The 17,148-nt window shown below is 41.5% G+C and carries 24 protein-coding genes; 5 read left to right on the top strand and 19 right to left on the bottom strand.

Annotated elements, in window-relative coordinates:
• Positions 1-27: 27 nt before the first annotated feature.
• Both tatC and tatA read right to left on the bottom strand, forming a co-directional pair.
• Entirely contained in the window at positions 28-741 is a 714-nt protein-coding gene (gene tatC / locus CKV71_RS01500; RefSeq protein ID WP_231917554.1) for a twin-arginine translocase subunit TatC, read from the bottom strand.
• A gap of 55 nt (positions 742-796) precedes the next feature.
• Positions 797-1,021 carry a twin-arginine translocase TatA/TatE family subunit gene (gene tatA, locus CKV71_RS01505; RefSeq protein ID WP_015901450.1) on the bottom strand — a complete coding sequence of 75 codons (225 nt, stop codon included), beginning with the start codon at positions 1,019-1,021 and terminating at the stop codon, positions 797-799.
• A gap of 1,089 nt (positions 1,022-2,110) precedes the next feature.
• Between tatA and CKV71_RS01510 the strand changes: the two genes are divergently transcribed.
• The 4 genes from CKV71_RS01510 (at position 2,111) to CKV71_RS01525 (ending at position 8,174) form a co-directional block, all read left to right on the top strand.
• Positions 2,111-2,899, top strand: a complete 789-nt coding sequence (locus CKV71_RS01510) for a putative hydro-lyase (RefSeq protein WP_095103097.1) — start codon at positions 2,111-2,113, stop codon at positions 2,897-2,899.
• Between the two features lie 297 nt (positions 2,900-3,196).
• The gene (locus tag CKV71_RS01515; RefSeq protein WP_095107195.1) at positions 3,197-5,131 is read left to right on the top strand and encodes a catalase; all 1,935 of its coding nucleotides are present in this window, start codon (positions 3,197-3,199) and stop codon (positions 5,129-5,131) included.
• A gap of 713 nt (positions 5,132-5,844) precedes the next feature.
• The gene (locus tag CKV71_RS01520; protein ID WP_095103100.1) at positions 5,845-7,152 is read left to right on the top strand and encodes an anaerobic C4-dicarboxylate transporter family protein; all 1,308 of its coding nucleotides are present in this window, start codon (positions 5,845-5,847) and stop codon (positions 7,150-7,152) included.
• Positions 7,153-7,430: 278 nt separating this feature from the next.
• Positions 7,431-8,174 carry a KxYKxGKxW signal peptide domain-containing protein gene (locus CKV71_RS01525; protein ID WP_095103102.1) on the top strand — a complete coding sequence of 248 codons (744 nt, stop codon included), beginning with the start codon at positions 7,431-7,433 and terminating at the stop codon, positions 8,172-8,174.
• Here CKV71_RS01525 and CKV71_RS01530 read toward each other — a convergent pair.
• From CKV71_RS01530 to CKV71_RS12630, 15 genes are all read right to left on the bottom strand, one after another.
• Complete coding sequence (locus tag CKV71_RS01530; RefSeq protein WP_095103103.1) at positions 8,165-8,347, bottom strand: hypothetical protein; 183 nt, start codon at positions 8,345-8,347, stop codon at positions 8,165-8,167. The two genes, CKV71_RS01525 and CKV71_RS01530, sit on opposite strands and share 10 nt — an antisense overlap.
• 681 nt (positions 8,348-9,028) lie before the next feature.
• Positions 9,029-9,175, bottom strand: a complete 147-nt coding sequence (locus tag CKV71_RS12320) for a hypothetical protein (protein WP_157738566.1) — start codon at positions 9,173-9,175, stop codon at positions 9,029-9,031.
• A gap of 57 nt (positions 9,176-9,232) precedes the next feature.
• A complete protein-coding gene (locus tag CKV71_RS01535) occupies positions 9,233-9,427 on the bottom strand; it encodes a hypothetical protein (protein ID WP_157738567.1) in 195 nt (64 codons plus the stop codon).
• 78 nt (positions 9,428-9,505) lie between these two features.
• A complete protein-coding gene (locus CKV71_RS01540; RefSeq protein WP_095103106.1) occupies positions 9,506-10,057 on the bottom strand; it encodes a hypothetical protein in 552 nt (183 codons plus the stop codon).
• Between the two features lie 57 nt (positions 10,058-10,114).
• On the bottom strand, positions 10,115-10,564 hold the full coding sequence (locus tag CKV71_RS01545) for a hypothetical protein (RefSeq protein ID WP_095103107.1): 450 nt from the start codon (positions 10,562-10,564) through the stop codon (positions 10,115-10,117).
• A 21-nt stretch (positions 10,565-10,585) separates the two neighbouring features.
• Positions 10,586-11,704 carry a hypothetical protein gene (locus CKV71_RS01550; protein WP_095103108.1) on the bottom strand — a complete coding sequence of 373 codons (1,119 nt, stop codon included), beginning with the start codon at positions 11,702-11,704 and terminating at the stop codon, positions 10,586-10,588.
• Between the two features lie 87 nt (positions 11,705-11,791).
• Complete coding sequence (locus tag CKV71_RS12735) at positions 11,792-11,926, bottom strand: hypothetical protein (RefSeq protein ID WP_269457254.1); 135 nt, start codon at positions 11,924-11,926, stop codon at positions 11,792-11,794.
• Between the two features lie 81 nt (positions 11,927-12,007).
• Positions 12,008-12,304 carry a hypothetical protein gene (locus CKV71_RS01555; protein WP_095103109.1) on the bottom strand — a complete coding sequence of 99 codons (297 nt, stop codon included), beginning with the start codon at positions 12,302-12,304 and terminating at the stop codon, positions 12,008-12,010.
• 135 nt (positions 12,305-12,439) lie between these two features.
• A complete protein-coding gene (locus CKV71_RS01560; RefSeq protein ID WP_095103111.1) occupies positions 12,440-12,790 on the bottom strand; it encodes a hypothetical protein in 351 nt (116 codons plus the stop codon).
• Positions 12,791-12,841: 51 nt separating this feature from the next.
• On the bottom strand, positions 12,842-13,624 hold the full coding sequence (locus tag CKV71_RS01565; protein WP_095103112.1) for a hypothetical protein: 783 nt from the start codon (positions 13,622-13,624) through the stop codon (positions 12,842-12,844).
• Between the two features lie 33 nt (positions 13,625-13,657).
• Positions 13,658-13,840, bottom strand: coding sequence for a hypothetical protein (locus CKV71_RS12325; protein WP_157738569.1), 183 nt, complete (start codon positions 13,838-13,840; stop codon positions 13,658-13,660).
• A 33-nt stretch (positions 13,841-13,873) separates the two neighbouring features.
• A complete protein-coding gene (locus CKV71_RS12330) occupies positions 13,874-14,056 on the bottom strand; it encodes a hypothetical protein (RefSeq protein ID WP_157738570.1) in 183 nt (60 codons plus the stop codon).
• Between the two features lie 33 nt (positions 14,057-14,089).
• The gene (locus CKV71_RS12335) at positions 14,090-14,272 is read right to left on the bottom strand and encodes a hypothetical protein (RefSeq protein ID WP_157738571.1); all 183 of its coding nucleotides are present in this window, start codon (positions 14,270-14,272) and stop codon (positions 14,090-14,092) included.
• A 33-nt stretch (positions 14,273-14,305) separates the two neighbouring features.
• Positions 14,306-15,526 carry a hypothetical protein gene (locus tag CKV71_RS01570; RefSeq protein WP_095103114.1) on the bottom strand — a complete coding sequence of 407 codons (1,221 nt, stop codon included), beginning with the start codon at positions 15,524-15,526 and terminating at the stop codon, positions 14,306-14,308.
• A gap of 69 nt (positions 15,527-15,595) precedes the next feature.
• A complete protein-coding gene (locus tag CKV71_RS12630; RefSeq protein ID WP_231917536.1) occupies positions 15,596-15,748 on the bottom strand; it encodes a hypothetical protein in 153 nt (50 codons plus the stop codon).
• A gap of 104 nt (positions 15,749-15,852) precedes the next feature.
• On the opposite strand from CKV71_RS12630, the gene CKV71_RS12740 reads away from it, so the two are divergent.
• Complete coding sequence (locus CKV71_RS12740) at positions 15,853-15,978, top strand: hypothetical protein (RefSeq protein ID WP_269457255.1); 126 nt, start codon at positions 15,853-15,855, stop codon at positions 15,976-15,978.
• Position 15,979: 1 nt separating this feature from the next.
• Here CKV71_RS12740 and CKV71_RS12345 read toward each other — a convergent pair whose 3' ends face one another.
• Complete coding sequence (locus CKV71_RS12345; RefSeq protein ID WP_157738572.1) at positions 15,980-16,603, bottom strand: hypothetical protein; 624 nt, start codon at positions 16,601-16,603, stop codon at positions 15,980-15,982.
• A gap of 36 nt (positions 16,604-16,639) precedes the next feature.
• Complete coding sequence (locus tag CKV71_RS12350) at positions 16,640-16,921, bottom strand: hypothetical protein (RefSeq protein ID WP_157738573.1); 282 nt, start codon at positions 16,919-16,921, stop codon at positions 16,640-16,642.
• Between the last annotated feature and the right edge of the window lie 227 nt (positions 16,922-17,148).

Below are 17,148 nucleotides of genomic sequence, written 5' to 3' on the forward strand. Positions count from 1 at the left end.
TGATATTGTGCAGAACGGGTGTTATATTTATTTCTCAGGAAAAGTCTGCGGATGGCGCAACTGTGTGACTTTCACGATCACCATACTGACTTCGAATAATAAAATTAAAGGAATAGTCAATAGAATGTTCAGCATTAAATCCGGCGGCGCGACAATACTAGCAGCGACAAAACACGCGAAATAGACATATTTACGTGATTTCGATAACTGATGCGCATCGATTAAACCGAAACGCGCTAAACCGAACAACACTACCGGCAATTGGAACAAAATGCCAAAGATGAGCAGCCAGCGCAAGAGTTCCGATAAATACTCCTTGAAGCCGATCACCGGCGCAATATCCATGATTCCCGATAAATTAAGCGAGAAATGGATAATCAGCGGGAAGCCGATAAAGTACGCAAAGGCGATACCTGCTAGGAAAAAGAAAGCACAGAAAGTACTATACCTTCTAATAAAGCCTCTTTCATTTGCATGCAAGCCAGGCGCAATAAAGGCCCATAACTGATAGAAAATAATCGGTGAAACCAGCAGCAAGGCACCAAAGAAAATAATCATGACATAGATTTGAATCATTTCCGTAAAGGAAAAAGCATGCAAAGTCATATTGCCACGTTTAATTTCATGAATAAAAGGATGCATCCACCAATGTGAAGAAATGTACATGATGAGAACGGCAACTATAAAAGCAATACCTGCTTTAAGTAAGCGACTACGCAACTCTCCGAAATGGTCGAGCAAGCTAGAAGTGTAGCTGCTCGTTTGGGTTGTGTAGGATTCTGATTCTATAGTGTCGTTATTTTGTTGATTCTTTACGTTGAGATTCTGAGGGTTTACTGGGTGTCTCGTGCGAATCTTCATCTATATGCTCAGCAGCAGATTTAAATTCTTTCAAAGTCGATCCGATAGCTCTGCCGAATTGAGGCAATTTCGTCGGACCGAAAATAATTAAGGCGATAATGGCAATAACAACTAAACTCGTAGGACCAGTGATACCAAGGACAAACATATTTGTAAACATAAAGTTGTACCTCTCTTAAAGATTGATTACCTTTACTTTATACCTGTTGATAAAGATTATCAATATCAATTAAAAATAAATTTTGACAAAAAGTAAGAAAATGGAAGGAGCGTGAAAGTGGGAGGGAGATCTGAGCGGGAATAAGTTTGTGGATTCGCATTAGTAGGGGGTGTTTAGAAGAGGTAGTTAGTCGGGAAAGCGACCGAGCTGGCTGGATGGACCGGCGAAAGTGTCTAGGCGAGAAAGTGGCGCCTATACAGTTAGGATTGAAAGTGTCTAGGCAAGGAAGAGGCGCCTATACAGTTAGGGGCGAAAGTGTCTAGGCAAGGAAGAGGCGCCTATACAGTTAGGGGCGAAAGTGTCTAGGCAAGGAAGAGGCGCCTATACAGTTAGGATTGAAAGTGTCTAGGCAAGGAGGAGGCGCCTATACAGTTAGGATTGAAAGTGTCTAGGCAAGGAGGAGGCGCCTATACAGATAGAGCCGAAAGTGTCTAAGCGAGGAAGAGGCGCCTAGACACTTTAAAGGAAAGGCACCCTTTTATAACATGGTCTAAAATCCTAAGCCAGAGATAGTTAAATTCCTTCTAAACCATATAAAAAATAGCTATAAAAGAATCTGTTGTTATAGACTCTTTTATAGCTAAACTAAGTATATTGCCGCATAACAAAAAAATAAGCTAACTAAGTTTCGCAAGAACTTAATCAGCCAACCAAAAAGGTTCGTTTGGTATTCACAACCAGTAATTGTGAGCCTTTACTCGGAAGATACTAGTTCACAGCTAGTATCTTCTTTTTTAATACACATAAATCATAGCATGGAAATAAAGTTACCGCAACATATAATGTACAAAAACATTACAAATTAGCCTAACATAAAGTCGGTGTATTTCTATTGGTATCCGCAACCGCACTACTACCGTTCTTTATAAGGCGTAAAACGAAAATAAGAAAACGCTTACACACAACCGCACTACTACCGTTCTTTATAAGGCGTAAAACGAAAATAAGAAAACGCTTACACACAATCGCGCACATCCCCCCAGAATCTGTTAAAATAGTACAAACACTAAACAAAGGGGATGTTTACACATGACAGATTTACAAAATATTTCGCCGCAAGCTTTACGCCAAATGATTCGAGAAAAAGAAGTCACAGGACATACAAGCGGGATGGCAAAAGGTTACATCCAAGCCAACGTCGTCATTCTACCTTCAAAATATGCATACGATTTTTTAAAATTCTGTTTCAAAAATCCAAAAACTTGCCCATTACTCGACGTGTCAGAAGTCGGCGAAGTCAACTTTTCCAAATACGGCAAAGATGCCGATATCACCACAGATGTAGGCGCTTACCGCGTTTATAAGAACGGAGAACTGATTGACACACCGACAGACGTCCAAGACCTGTTCAACGAAGACATGGTCAGCTTCTTGATCGGCTGCAGCTTCACTTTCGAACACGCCTTGCTAGAAGCCGGAATTCCACTGCGCCATCTCGAAGAAGGCCACAACGTTCCCATGTACATCACCAATATACCTGCCGAACCAGCAGGGCGCTTTGACGGCAACATCACCGTCAGCATGCGCCCCATGACCATGAAAGACGCTATCCGTGCCACAGAAATCACCACACATTTCAAGAACGTCCATGGCACACCAATTCATATCGGCAACCCAGCAGACATCGGAGTAGAAGACCTAGACCATCCAGATTTCGGCGAGCCTGTCCAAATCAAAGACAACGAAGTCCCCGTCTTTTGGGGTTGCGGCGTGACTCCACAATCAGTCGCCCTCGATGCCAAACCAGACCTGATCATCACACACGCGCCCGGCCACATGTTCATTACTGACATCAAAGACAGCGAACTCAGTGACTAACACCTGCCGGAAAAGAAAGACTTGGAGAGCACCTCCCTTTTTGAAAGGGGTGCTTTTTTTCATTTGCTCCTCCTCCTCAGAAAATACTCCACACATTTCAGTATTTGTATATTTTTATTATATAAATCAACGTTAAATGCAAATTGAGTTTTATATAAACTCTAAAAGGGAACAGATTACCGTGGTTTTATTTTTACACATATGTGAGGGGGATTTACATTGAGTAAACAAGAAGAAAATAATAATAAAAAGCTCGAGCAGTTGGAACAGTTTAAGAAAAACGGTAAAGACCAACCGATGACTACCAATAATGGTACAAAAGTCAGCGAAGACGAACTCACTTTAACAGCAGGCGAACGTGGGCCAAGCCTGCTTGAAGACTTTCATTTCAGAGAAAAAATTATGCATTTCGACCATGAACGTATTCCAGAACGCGTAGTACATGCACGCGGCTTTGGTGCTCATGGCGAATTCGAATTATATGAAGATTTATCAGAATATACATCAGCTGATTTCTTAACAAATACTGATAAGAAGACACCATTATTTACGAGAATTTCTACAGTACAAGGTTCGAAAGGTTCTCCTGATACAGTCCGTGACGTACGTGGTTTCGCAACTAAATTCTACACTGACGACGGTATCTTTGACTTAGTAGGTAACGATATTCCAGTCTTCTTCGTCCAAGATGCAATCAAATTCCCGGACGTGATTCATGCAGTGAAACCTGAACCTGATACAGAAACGCCACAAGGTGGTTCGGCACATGATACATTCTGGGACTTCTTTGCTGAAAATCCAGAAGCGTCACATACCACAATGTGGGTAATGAGCGACCGCGGTATTCCGAAAAATATTCGTCAACTTGAAGGATTCGGCGTACATACGTACCGTTTAGTTAACGCAAAAGGCGAATCTTTCTTTGTTAAATTTCATTGGCGCCCAGTGTATGGATTAGAATCATTAGTATGGGATGAAGCACAAATCTTACAAGGTAAAGATATCGACTTCCATCGTAAAGACTTACATGAATCTATTGAAAAAGGGGATTATCCAGCTTGGGAATTAGGTCTGCAAATTATTCGAGAAGACCAAGAATTTGATTTCGATTTCGATATCTTAGATCCGACTAAATTATGGCCGGAAGATGAAATTCCTGTAAAAGTTGTAGGTAAAATGACATTGAACCGCAATGTAGACAATGTCTTTGATGAAATCGAACAAATTGCTTTCCATCCAGGACATGTCGTGCCAGGGATTGATTTCTCAGATGACCCACTCTTACAAGGTCGTCTTTTCTCCTACACAGATACACAAATTTCACGCCTTGGCGGACCGAACTTTAATCAAATTCCTATCAACCGCCCAGTGAATAAAGTGCACAATAACCAACGTGACGCAATGTATCAAATGGATATCCATACAGATAAAACATCTTATCACAACAATGGTTTAGAAGGTAACTGCCCATTCACTAGTTCCAAAGCACAAGGTGGTTACGAACATTATCCAGAACGCGTGGAAGGTCATAAAGTGCGTACACGCAGTGAAAGTTTCAAAGACTATTATTCACAAGCTAAATTATATCTTAACAGCTTAACACAACCTGAATATGACCATACAGTTGATGGCTTCTCATTTGAAATTGGTAAATGTAAAAGTATGGATGTGCGTCAGCGCGCAGTTAATCAATTGAATAAAGTAGACCGTGAACTTGCTGAACGTGTAGCGGATAATGTAGGTGTTACCGTTCCAGAAGAAAATGAAGAAGTAAAATCTGATAAAAAAGACAGTCAATTGACGATGGAAAAATACAAGCGTCCATTACCAGGCCACTCAGTAGCCGTATTGATTAATGGCGATATTGATCCAGAAACATTGAAAAAATATGCAAAAGAATTTGCTTCAAACGGCTTAAACTATGCCTTCATCGGTAAACAACAAAAAGAATTGTCAGATGACATCACAGTGAATGACACTTATGAAACAGCACACTCTACTTTATTCGACAGTTTAGTGATTCTATCAGATGGTAACGGTTTAGTGCCAGACGCAGAAGAATTTGCAGCATTGGCTTACAAACATAAAAAACCGATTATCTTTAATGAAGCGGCAGCTAAAGATTTACAAGATGGCAAAATCAAATTAGATGCACCAGGTGTCTTCACTTCAGATAATCCAGATACTATCGTAAAAGCATTTGATAAAGTGCGTTATTGGGATAGAAAATAAATAAGTAAATATTGTATTGAGCAAGATTGAGGGGCTAGGACATTGATTGGTGTCCTAGCCCCTTCGTGTTTGAGAGGAAGATATTGAAACAGGTGGGGATAGGGGGATATTGGCCGAGAATAGAGTGAACATGTCCAATATCCACATAATCTAGACACTACTCGAAAAGTAGTGTCCAGATTCCGGTGTTTTCTAGACACTTCTCGGAAAGTAGTGTCCAGAATAAGGTGTTTTCTAGACACTTCTCGGAAAGTAGTGTCCAGAATAAGGTGTTTTCTAGACACTTCTCGGAAAGTAGTGTCCAGAATAAGGTGTTTTCTAGACACTACTCGAAAAGTAGTGTCCAGAATAAGGTGTTTTCTAGACACTTCTCAGAAAGTAGTGTCCAGAATAAGGTGTTTTCTAGACACAACTCAGAAACTAGTGTCCAGATTTCATCTTTTTCTTGGCACTTCCTCGCATTTTAAACTACCCTAAGAATGTAAAAACGCTTCGCAACTTAAGTTAAAATAAATACGCAATTAATCCTCAACATAATTAAGTAATTTTTGATTTCAAAATAATGCAGAGACAAAATAAAGATAGGTTTAAAAATTGTTACGAAATAGTCGAATTTTAGAGTGGAAAAGGCATGCCGAAATTTCACACATCGTGATACACTAAATCATGGTAATTTTTTCACAAAGTTTAGAAGGGTAAAGTGAGGAGTCAACATGTTCCTATTTATAACGGAAATTGTGATTATGGTACTCGCTATTATTATGGGACTGAGAACAGCGGGTGCATTAGGCTGTGGTATTTTCGCCATTGTAGCACAGTTGATTATGATATTTATATTCGGCTTGCCTCCGGGTTCCGCACCGGTGACAGCCGTACTTATTATTTTATCTATTGGTATTGCGGGAGGAACTTTGCAAGCAACAGGAGGTATAGATTATCTTGTTTACCTTGCATCAAAGATTATTGAACGCTTTCCAAAATCTATTATTTTTATAGCACCAATGATTGTCTTCTTATTTGTATTTGGCATCGGAACAGCAAATATTGCATTATCACTTGAACCCATTATTGCAAAGACTGCGACGAAAGCAGGGATTCAACCGAAACGACCGCTCATTGCCTCAGTATTAACGGCAAACTTAGCTTTGCTTTGTAGTCCGGCAGCCTCAGCAACAGCTTATATTATTGCAACGTTAGCGGTAACCGGGGTGACAATGGGTAAATATCTATCTATCGTTTTGCCGACAGCTTTACTCAGCATGTTAGCACTCAGTATTTACTGCACGTTTGTTGGACGTAAACGCAATGTCCAACCAAGCGTATTTGCTGAAAATATCTTGAGTGATTTAGAAGAAGTAAATATTAAACCGTATTTTCCACGCAGAGTTAAATTAGGCGTAGCAGCCTTTCTAATAGGGGTAGGTTGTATTTTAGTATTCGGTATATTTTCGGATCTGGTTCCTACATTTAAAGTAGACGGCAAAATGATTAAACTACAGACCACGGATATTGTACAACTCTTTATGTATGCCAGTGCAGCAGTCAATCTGGTGCTGGTTAAACTGAAGACGACCGATATTTTGTCTTCCCATATTACACAATCTGCCATTGGTGCCTTGTTTGCAGTGCTTGGGCCTGGTTGGCTAGGTGCGACCATCTTCAGTGCACCTCAGAATAAAAAGATTATGACCCAGAAAATAGGCGGTATTATTGAACAAGTGCCTTGGCTGGTCATCGTTCTAGTTTCGCTCGTTACAATCATTGTGATCTCGCAATCAGCAACGGCTTCGATTATGCTTCCAATCTTGATGAGTATCGGCGTGCCACCAACCTTTTTCTTAGCCATGGTCCAAACTTTAAATGTCAATTTCGTCATTCCCGCGCAACCCACACTGTTATTTGCAGTGGATCTTGATGAGACGAAACAAACGCGGGCAACCAGCTTTATCGTGCCTGGATTTTTTGCTATTACGGTCTCAGTCATTATAGGCTTTACTATAAAAGCATTACTTGGAATATAATTTTAAACAGATGGAAAGACTTCTGCTGGAGTGTTTCTGTCTGTTTTTTTTGCTTTTTGAAAATGTTTAAGTTTCAATTTCGGTGCAATACTAAATAGTACAAGAGTATGGCTTTAAAGAGAATATCATATGAATTAAAATTTCTTTGTAAGAATATTTTGCAAAAGTAGTTGTAAAAAGCGAATGAATAATATATGTTTGAAAGATAAGTAAAAAATATAATCGACTTTTTGATAGAGCAGAAAATATTTATAAAGAAAAGATTGGGGATTGTATGAATGTCGAAGAAAAAGAAAAAACTCGAACAAAGTATGGGAGAAGAAAAGGTAAGGTTCAAGCTATATAAAGCTGGCAAACATTGGATTAAAGCTGGATTAAAAGAAATTGAATTATTACGAATTATGGGAATGCCTTTTAAAAATAAATCGGTTGAAAAGGAACAAAAAATTGAACTTGATGTAGATACAACCGATGATTTGAAAAAAGATTTCATTAAAAAATCCGCTGTTGTAGGCGGTGCTTTTGCCACAATGAACTTAATAGATGGACACCAAGCATTCGCAGCTTCAGAAACCCCTGTTACTTCTGAGTTATCATCTTTCAGTGAGACAGTCGCAAATCAAAATTCTACTTCTCTGACTAAATCTTCAGCAAGCCAGTCTAACACGAGTTCAAATGCAGAAAGCTCAGCAAGCGAAACAAACACTGAATCCTCTCAAATAGAAAGTACTGCACCTTCACAAACAAGCACTTCAGAACAAAGTGAAGCTATTAATTCAGGCAGTATGTCGGAGAGCGTAAAAGACGACAAACATGTTGGATCAACAAGCGATTCTCAAACAGAATCCGCTGAGTCATCGCAATCAACACAATCTAGCGAGGCGTCCAAAAATAATAAAACTTCAGAAACCAGCACATCAAAATCTGAAACTATTCAGAACTCAGAAGCATCTTCAAACACAGCTGATACTGAGAGTCAAACTCATAAGCAAACAAGTGAAAGCCAAACGCATCAAGAATAAAAAGATTCTGAAAATTTAACGAAAGGTAGTTCAGAAGCTTCTCGAAGCACAACTAAAACTGCCGCTGATAGTACTTCCGCTAAAAATAGTACGACTACTTCTTCAGCAGATAAAAAGTCAGTTTCCAATAATACAACATCAAACAGCACAGAAAATAAAACAGCTTCAACCAACTCTCAGAATTCAACAAAAACTGACGCGAGCGACACGCAAAGTACAACATCATCAAATAATCCTTCAAGTAGTGTCAATCAATCGACAAGCACGAGTACCAGTATGTCTAATTCACCTTTACGCGTGAGAATGTTAGCTGCGGCAACGCAAGTGACTCCTATGGCAGCAGCCGCAGCAACTACTACGTCTACAACTTATACAGGCGTAGGCAAAGATAAATATAATGGCGTATCGATTTATTATCATTTAACTATTACGAATACCAACAATACTTCATTAACATTTGTATATACAGTAACCTATGACAATCCTGACACGACTACTGTAGAAAAACCATCTTTAAACTCTAATACAGTAACTATGAATACATGGGGAACTGCGACAGTACCAATGATTACTTTAGGTGCTGGTTATGGTACGCCAACGACTGTACAATCAGGGCTATCTACTTGGGATGCACCTTTAAAATTTTTGACGACACCAAAGCCTACTGATAACCCGATGACAAAAATTGGTAATGGTTATAGTTGGCCATATACAACCATCACTCCTACCAACGAGGGGAAAGGATATGGCATTACGTCTACCTTTACGGTACCGATTTCCAATCCTAAAGCAGATTTATCGTTTACATTTATACCTTATGCTTCGCAAAATGATAACAGTTTAGGTAAAGAGAATTACTTTACGACAACCATTAAAGGCGTCGATCCAGTACAATCACAATCGACAAGTACATCTATCGTGCAATCAACCAGTACAAGTGCAGCATCAGCATCAACTTCAACAAGTGCAAGTATCGTTGCCGATTCTCTGTCGAAAAGCACCTCAGCTTCCGAGAGTGCCAGTGCTGAGGCCTCAACTAATGCCAGTATATCTGACTCTCAATCAGCAAGTGGTTCATTAAGTACTTCTATACAGCAATCAGCAAGTACAGCAACTTCATTGTCTGATTCTATTGCAACATCGCAATCAATCAGCGGCTCAACTAGCGCATCGACAGCAGCATCACAGGCCGCTTCAACATCTAACAGCTCGTCAATCAGCAGCTCTACATCTAGTTCATTAAGTGCTTCCACTGCAAAAAGCATTTCGGACAGTGTATCTAAAAGTGGATCCCTAGCTGATTCACAGTCAGCATCAACCAGTCTTTCAAATCAGACAAGCGGATCTTTATCAACATCACAATCCATCAGTGAAGCTGCGAGCACTTCAAAGAGCAATTCAATAGTAGCAAGTACATCAGTATCAGAAAGTGACTCTATTTCAAAAGCAAATTCAATTTCAGCATCACAATCAGCCAGCAGCTCTTCAAGCACATCTGAAGCAAATTCGATTGCAGCATCAACATCAGAAAGTACAGCTATCAGTACTTCTAAGTCATCGTCATTGAGCGGGTCGTTATCAACAAGTACTTCAACAAGCACCTCAGACAGCGAAGTCATTTCCGCTTCAACATCAACATCTAAAAGCGACTCGATAGCGGAATCCAACTCAGTTTCAACATCACAATCATTAAGCGCCGTACAAAGTACTTCTCTAAGCGAAGCAACATCCGCTTCCTTATCAGGCAGTACGTCAACCAGCACAGCAGAATCAGAAGCATTAAGCACTTCGCTTTCAACGAGCCTATCAAACAGTAATTCTGGTAGTCTGTCACAATCCATCAGCACTTCAGAAAGTACAGCAGCGTCACAATCAGCCAGCACATCTCAACAAATATCACTTTCAGCATCGACATCAGACAGTATTGCGACGAGTGCATCTCAATCGCAAGCGCTAAGTGAATCACTTGCAACAAGTACGTCCGCTTCAACATCAGTCAGCAGTTCTAATGCTGCTTCGCAATCAGCCAGCAGTTCATTAAGCGAAGCCAATTCAATATCCGAAAGCAATTCATTATCAGAGAGCCTTTCAGATTCAGCGCGCAGCACTTCAGAAAGTACAGCTGCTTCTTTAAGCAACTCTAGTTCATTGAGCAATTCTGTAGCTGCCAGTACTTCCCAATCCACTGCAGCTTCAACGAGCGCTTCAGAGTCTTTAAGCGGTAGTTTAAGTACATCGACAAGCACTTCAGCATCTAAGAGTGCAAGCAACAGCGCTTCCTTGAGCGAATCAGAATCACTCAGCAAAACAGCATCCGAATCCTTGAGCAACAGTTTATCATCGAGCGGTTCCGAGTCAATCAGTACATCAGAAGCGACAAGTACAAGCATTGCCAACAGTACTTCAAATTCTCAAAGCATTGCCGATTCAACAAGTGCCAGCACTTCATTGAGCACTGTAGCCTCAACGAGCGCATCCGACTCACTCAGCGCGAGTACTTCAGCAAGTCTTTTAGAATCCGAAAGCGAATCAGATTCCATTAAGGCCAGCACATCCGAAAGTACTTCAACTTCAGCTAGTGAATCCGGTTCGACAAGCAGCAGTATTTCAACGAGTATGGCTAACTCTGCCAGTACTTCCGATTCTGTAAAAGAAAGCACTTCGTTGAGTACGTCAGGCTCAGAAAGTGCCTCAAGCTCAATCAGTGCGAGCACATCAGCAAGTCTTTCAGATTCGATTAAAACATCGACAGCCATCAGCACAAGCACATCAACCAGCGATTCAGAATCTATGAGTGAATCTTCATCATTGAGTGACAGCAAATCATCAAGTATTTCAAACTCTGAAAGTACATCCGCTTCAGTCAGCAAAAGTACTTCATTGAGTACAGCAGAGTCAGAAAGCGAATCTAGCTCTATCAGCGATAGTATGGTCGCAAGTACTTCAGTTTCAACACGTGATTCTGAAGTGACAAGCGCTAGTGTTTCAGGCAGTACTTCAGCCAGCAACTCGCTTTCGCAAAGTACATCAACGTCTATCAATACGAGCACATCAGAGAGCAGCAGTAATTCGATTGCTACTTCTAATTCAATTAGCGCCAGCACATCAGCAAGTCTTTTAGAATCGGAAAGTGAATCGAATTCCTTGAGTACCTCAACATCAACTAGTGAAGCTAAATCGCTGAGCGAATCGAATTCTATTCGTACGAGCACCTCTGAAAGTATCTCAGTATCTACAAGCACTTCTGAGGTGTTAAGCGAGCAAGCATCTGAAAGTGCATCCGTTTCAGATAGCAAATCAATGTCTATCAGCGCGAGCACATCAGAGAGCACCGCAGTTTCAACGAGCAAGTCTGAGTCTATTAGTAACAGCATTTCATCAAGTATCTCAGCTTCTGAGAGTGAAGCGGCTTCAGTGAGTGCGAGCACATCCGAAAGTACCGCATCATCGATCAGTACGTCAGAATCCTTAAGCGGTGTGGCATCTGAAAGTACTGCGGCATCCATCAGTGCTTCAAATTCATTGAGCACTAAAGTTTCTCAAAGCGAGTCGGACTCAACAAGCGAATCCGAATCGGTTGTTACGAGTACGTCAATGAGTGAAGCTAAATCAGCGAGTCAATCGACATCCTTGAGTGATAGTATTGCAAACAGTACTTTAGCATCCATCAGTGACTCGATTGTTACAAGTACAATTAAGTCAGACAGCATCGCAGCATCCGAAAGTTTATCCGGCTCATACAGTGCCAGCAACTCACAAAGTGTTTCTTTATCAGAAGCGGAATCCGAATCGATCTCAGAAAGTACATCCTCAAGTGAAGCTAAATCAACGAGTCAATCAACATCCTTGAGTGATAGTATTGCAAACAGTACTTCAAAATCAATCAGCGACTCGATTGTTACAAGTACAAGCAAATCAGACAGCCTAGCAGTATCAGAAAGCGTATCCGACTCATACAGTGCCAGCAGCTCACAAAGTGTTTCTTTATCAGAAGCAGCATCTGAATCCATCTCAGAAAGCACATCCACAAGTGAAGCTGAATCGACAAGCACATCGACATCGTTAAGCAACAGCATTGCAAACAGTACTTCAGCATCGATCAGCGACTCAATTGTTACAAGTACAAGCAAATCAGACAGCCTAGCAGTATCCGAAAGCTTATCTCATTCATACAGTGCCAGCAGTTCACAAAGTATTTCTGCATCGGAATCGGAATCTGAAGTGATTTCAGAAAGCACATCCGCAAGTGAAGCTAAATCAACGAGTCAATCAACATCGCTGAGTGACAGTATTGCAATCAGTACTTCAAAATCAATCAGTGACTCAATCGTTACAAGTACAAGCAAGTCAGACAGCCTATCAGCATCCGAAAGCTTATCTGATTCATACAGCGCCAGCAGTTCACAAAGCCTAGCAGTATCAGAAAGTACTTCTGAAGCAGTGTCAACTAGTATTTCAACAAGTGAAGCTGAATCAACAAGCACATCGACATCATTAAGCGACAGCATTGCAAGCAGTACGTCAGCATCTATCAGAGACTCGATCGCTACAAGCACAAGCAAATCAGATAGCATCGCAGCATCAGAGAGTGCATCAGACTCAGTTATCGCAAGCACGTCACTTAGTACAGCCGATTCAGAAAGTACATCAACATCTATTTCAACACGTCAATCAGAAAGTACATCAACATCGATCAGCGATTCCGATTCACTGAGTACGCAACTTTCAAATAGTAATTCAACATCCCTGAGTACAGCCGATTCAATCAGTGCAAGCACATCAGAAAGCACTAGCTTATCTGCAGCAACGAGTGAAAGCATTTCAGAAAGTACATCTATATCAGAGCTTACATCAGCATCTATCAGTACCAGCCTGTCAGACAGCACCTCCGATTCACTCAATAAATCTGCATCCATCAGCGCCAGCCTGTCAGACAGCACAGTAGCATCTACCAGTCTATCCGAATCATTGAGCGGCAGTTTATCAACCAGCCAAGCGAACTCAGGATCCGAAAGTCTCAACGAATCAGAAAGCGAGTCCGCATCCATCAGTGCGTCAACATCGACACAAGCCAGTACATCAGAAAGCATAGCCAATTCAGAAAGTACGTCCACATCCCTAGAACAAAGCACATCTACAAGTACTTCAATTGCTAATAGCACCTCCGATTCTCTAGAAAAGAGTACTTCGGAAAGTGCGGCTATCTCTGAAAGTACGGCTAATTCAGAAAGTTTGAGCATGGAAGAAAGTACATCTATTGCGACAAGCCAATCTATCTCAACAAGTGATAGTGAACAAGAAAGTCTTTCTATTTCTACAAGACTCTCTGACTCAAATAGCGCGAGTATTTCAGTGAGCGCATCAAATTCTGAAAGTATAGTGGCTTCGACAAGCAACAGTATTGCAGCAAGCGAGTCACAATCAGCCAGCCTATCGACATCGACGAGCAAGAGTACGTCAGATAGTGCGTCAATTTCCGAAAGTCATTCAATATCAGACAGCAAAAGCGCATCCAGCAGTACTTCACTTGCGAACAGTATCTCAGCATCGACAAGCGAAAGCCTAGAAGCGAGCGAATCGAATTCTGAAAGTATGGAAACTTCGACAAGCAAGAGTACTGCGGCAAGCGAGTCACAATCAGCCAGCTTATCGACATCGACAAGCAAGAGTGCGTCAGATAGTACGTCAATTTCCGAAAGTCATTCGTTATCAGACAGCAAGAGTGCATCCAGCAGTACTTCACTTGCCAGCAGCATCTCAGCATCAACAAGCGAAAGCCTAGAAGCGAGTGAATCGAATTCGGAAAGCATAGCGACATCGACAAGCAACAGTACTGCAGCAAGCGAGTCACAATCAGCCAGCCTATCGACATCGACAAGCAAGAGTGCGTCAGATAGTACGTCAATTTCCGAAAGTCATTCACTATCAGACAGCAAGAGTGCATCCAACAGTACGTCACTTGCGAACAGTATCTCAGCATCGACAAGCGAAAGTTTAGAAGCGAGTGAATCGAATTCGGAAAGTATAGCGACGTCAACAAGCAACAGTACTGCAGCAAGCGAGTCGCAATCAGCCAGCCTATCGACATCGACGAGCAAGAGTACGTCAGATAGTGCGTCAATTTCCGAAAGTCATTCGTTATCAGACAGCAAAAGCGCATCCAGCAGTACTTCACTTGCGAACAGTATCTCAGCATCGACAAGCGAAAGCCTGAAAGTGAGCGAATCGAATTCTGAAAGCGTAGAAACATCGACAAGCAACAGTACCGCAGCCAGCGAATCGCAATCAGAAAGTCTGTCAACATCGACAAGCAAGAGTGCGTCAGATAGCGCAGCGATATCCGAAAGCCATTCATTATCCGACAGCACAAGTGAATCCGACAGCACTTCACTTGCCAGCAGCATCTCAGCATCAACTAGTGCAAGCCTTGTAGCCAGTGAGTCGAATTCGGTAAGTTTATCGACTTCCATGAGTGATAGTACAGTAATCAGCGAGTCACGTTCAGAGAGCTTAGCCGGATCGATTAGTGCGAGTACTTCAGAAAGTGACTCCATTGTCAGCAGCACTTCTGAATCAACAAGTTCAAGTGTAGTAGCAAGTACGTCAGTATCGACAAGCTTGTCTACTTCAACAAGCGACAGTACTGAAACTAGCAATTCACGCTCGATAAGCCTTTCACAATCATTAAGTGGTAGTGAAGCGGAAAGCATGACACAATCAACAAGTCTTTCACAATCACTCAGCGCCAGCACATTATTAAGTGAAGCCAACTCAACTAGTGCGTCAGATTCGACAGTTGCAAGTACTTCTATCAGTACATCTAACTCAACAAGCTTAGCCGATTCCATTAACGCCAGTACTTCAGCAAGCATGGTCAACTCAGCAAGCTTGTCAGACTCGTTAAGTACGAGCACTGCAGCAAGCGAATCGCGTTCAGCAAGTTTAGCCAACTCGATCAGTGCAAGCACTTCAGACAGCATAGCAGAATCCAACAGCATTTCTGCTTCTTCCAGTGAATCTGATGCGGCGAGCACATCATTGAGCGAAGCATATTCAAATAGCCAGTCAGAATCGATGAGCAACAGTACTTCTAACAGTAAAGCCGATTCCGAAAGCTTGTCAGATTCAATCAGTACGAGTGTCTTAACAAGTGAGTCGCGCTCAGCCAGTCTGTCAGATTCTGTAAAAGTAAGTACTTTAGAAAGTGCGTCGACTTCAACAGCCATTTCCGAATCTGTAAGTACAAGTACTGCAGCAAGTGAATCTCGTTCCGAAAGCTTAGCGAACTCAATCAGTGCGAGCACTTCAGACAGTAATAAAGTATCAATGAGTATTTCTGAATCAATGAGCAACAGTACGTCTGATAGTGAAGAAGAATCATTAAGTTTAGTCGATTCGTTAAATGCAAGTACTTCAGTAAGTCAAATTGCTTCGACAAGCTTATCTGAATCAATAGCAGCTAGTACTTCATTGAGTAATGTAAATTCAACAAGTGTGTCCACTTCAATGAGTGACAGCACTTCAATCAGCGAGTCACGCTCAGCCAGTCTGTCAGATTCGTTGGAACAAAGCACATCATTAAGTGAAGCAACTTCAGCCAGCTTGTCAGGTTCTCAATCATTAAGTACAGCTGAGAGCACTGCAAATTCCGCAAGTACATCAGATTCTATTAAAGCAAGTGAATCAGCTAGTACTGCATATTCAGAAAGTCAATCAACTTCAGAAAGTGCCAGCACATCTGACAGTGAAGTCACTTCAACAAACGTTTCATTATCGCAAAGTGCAAGTACGTCTGAAAGTATAGGTCATTCTACAAGCGTAAGCGACAGTATTTTAACGAGTACTTCATTAAGTGATAAGACAAGTACTTCCATCAGCAATTCAACTGTAGCTAGCAATAGTGCGAGCGTATCGCTAAGTACTTCATTGTCAGCCAGCCTATCAGATTCGATGGCAAGTGATTCTGCTTCAACTAGTACGAGCATATCTGCAAGTGAATCAAGATCAGCCAGTCTGTCAGATTCAACTGCAGCAAGTACGTCCATCAGTGAAGCAGCTTCAACAAGCTTATCTAACTCAACGAGCGACAGTATAATAGCTAGTACATCAGACTCGTCAAGTCTTTCAACGTCACTAAGTGAAAGTATCAGTAGTTCGACAGCTGCAAGTGAAAGCACAAGCGGTGTAGTGAGCGAATCATTATCCGAAAGTAAGTCTGCTTCGACAAGCGATTCTGAAAAGTTAAGCGGCAGTATTTCGGCTAGCACTTCCGACTCGCTTAAAAACTCAACATCAGTGAGCAGCAGTTTATCTGAAAGTACGTCAACATCAGTCGATAATTCAGAATCACTAAGTGAAATTATTTCAACAAGCTTATCCACTTCGACAAGTACCTTTGAAGCCAGAGTGAAATCACAATCGATGAGCACTTCGGATTCTATAAATACTTCAATATCTGTCAGTGATCAAGCATCATCAAGCGAATCTACATCGCTCAGTGAATCAGATGTTATCAGCGAAAGTTTATCAGAGAGCAAATCAACATCTGTAATCAACTCTGAACAAACAAGTACTAGTATTTCAACATCGTTAAATGAATCAACATCTGAAAGTGAAAGTATTTCAGCTAGCAAATCCACATCTGTGGTGGACTCAGAATCAGAAAGTACAAGTATTGCAAGCAGCACATCATTATCAACGTCAAGCTCAACATCACTGAGCGAAAGTACATCACTCAGCAGCAGCAATTCTGCTTCAACAAGTGACAGTCTGTCATCGAGTTATGCAGCATCAATGAGTCTTTCAGAACAAATCAGTGAAAGTCTTGCAGCAAGTCACTCAGCATCAGCTAGTACATCTGAATCGCTCAGTGGAAGTTTATCAGCTAGCCATGCAGCATCCGACAGTGCATCTGAGTCATTGAGTGCAAGCTTGGCAGAAAGCCATGCAGCATCCGACAGTGCATCTGAGTCAT

It is taken from the genome of Staphylococcus piscifermentans, from assembly GCF_900186985.1.
GTDB classification, from domain to species: Bacteria; Bacillota; Bacilli; order Staphylococcales; family Staphylococcaceae; genus Staphylococcus; species Staphylococcus piscifermentans.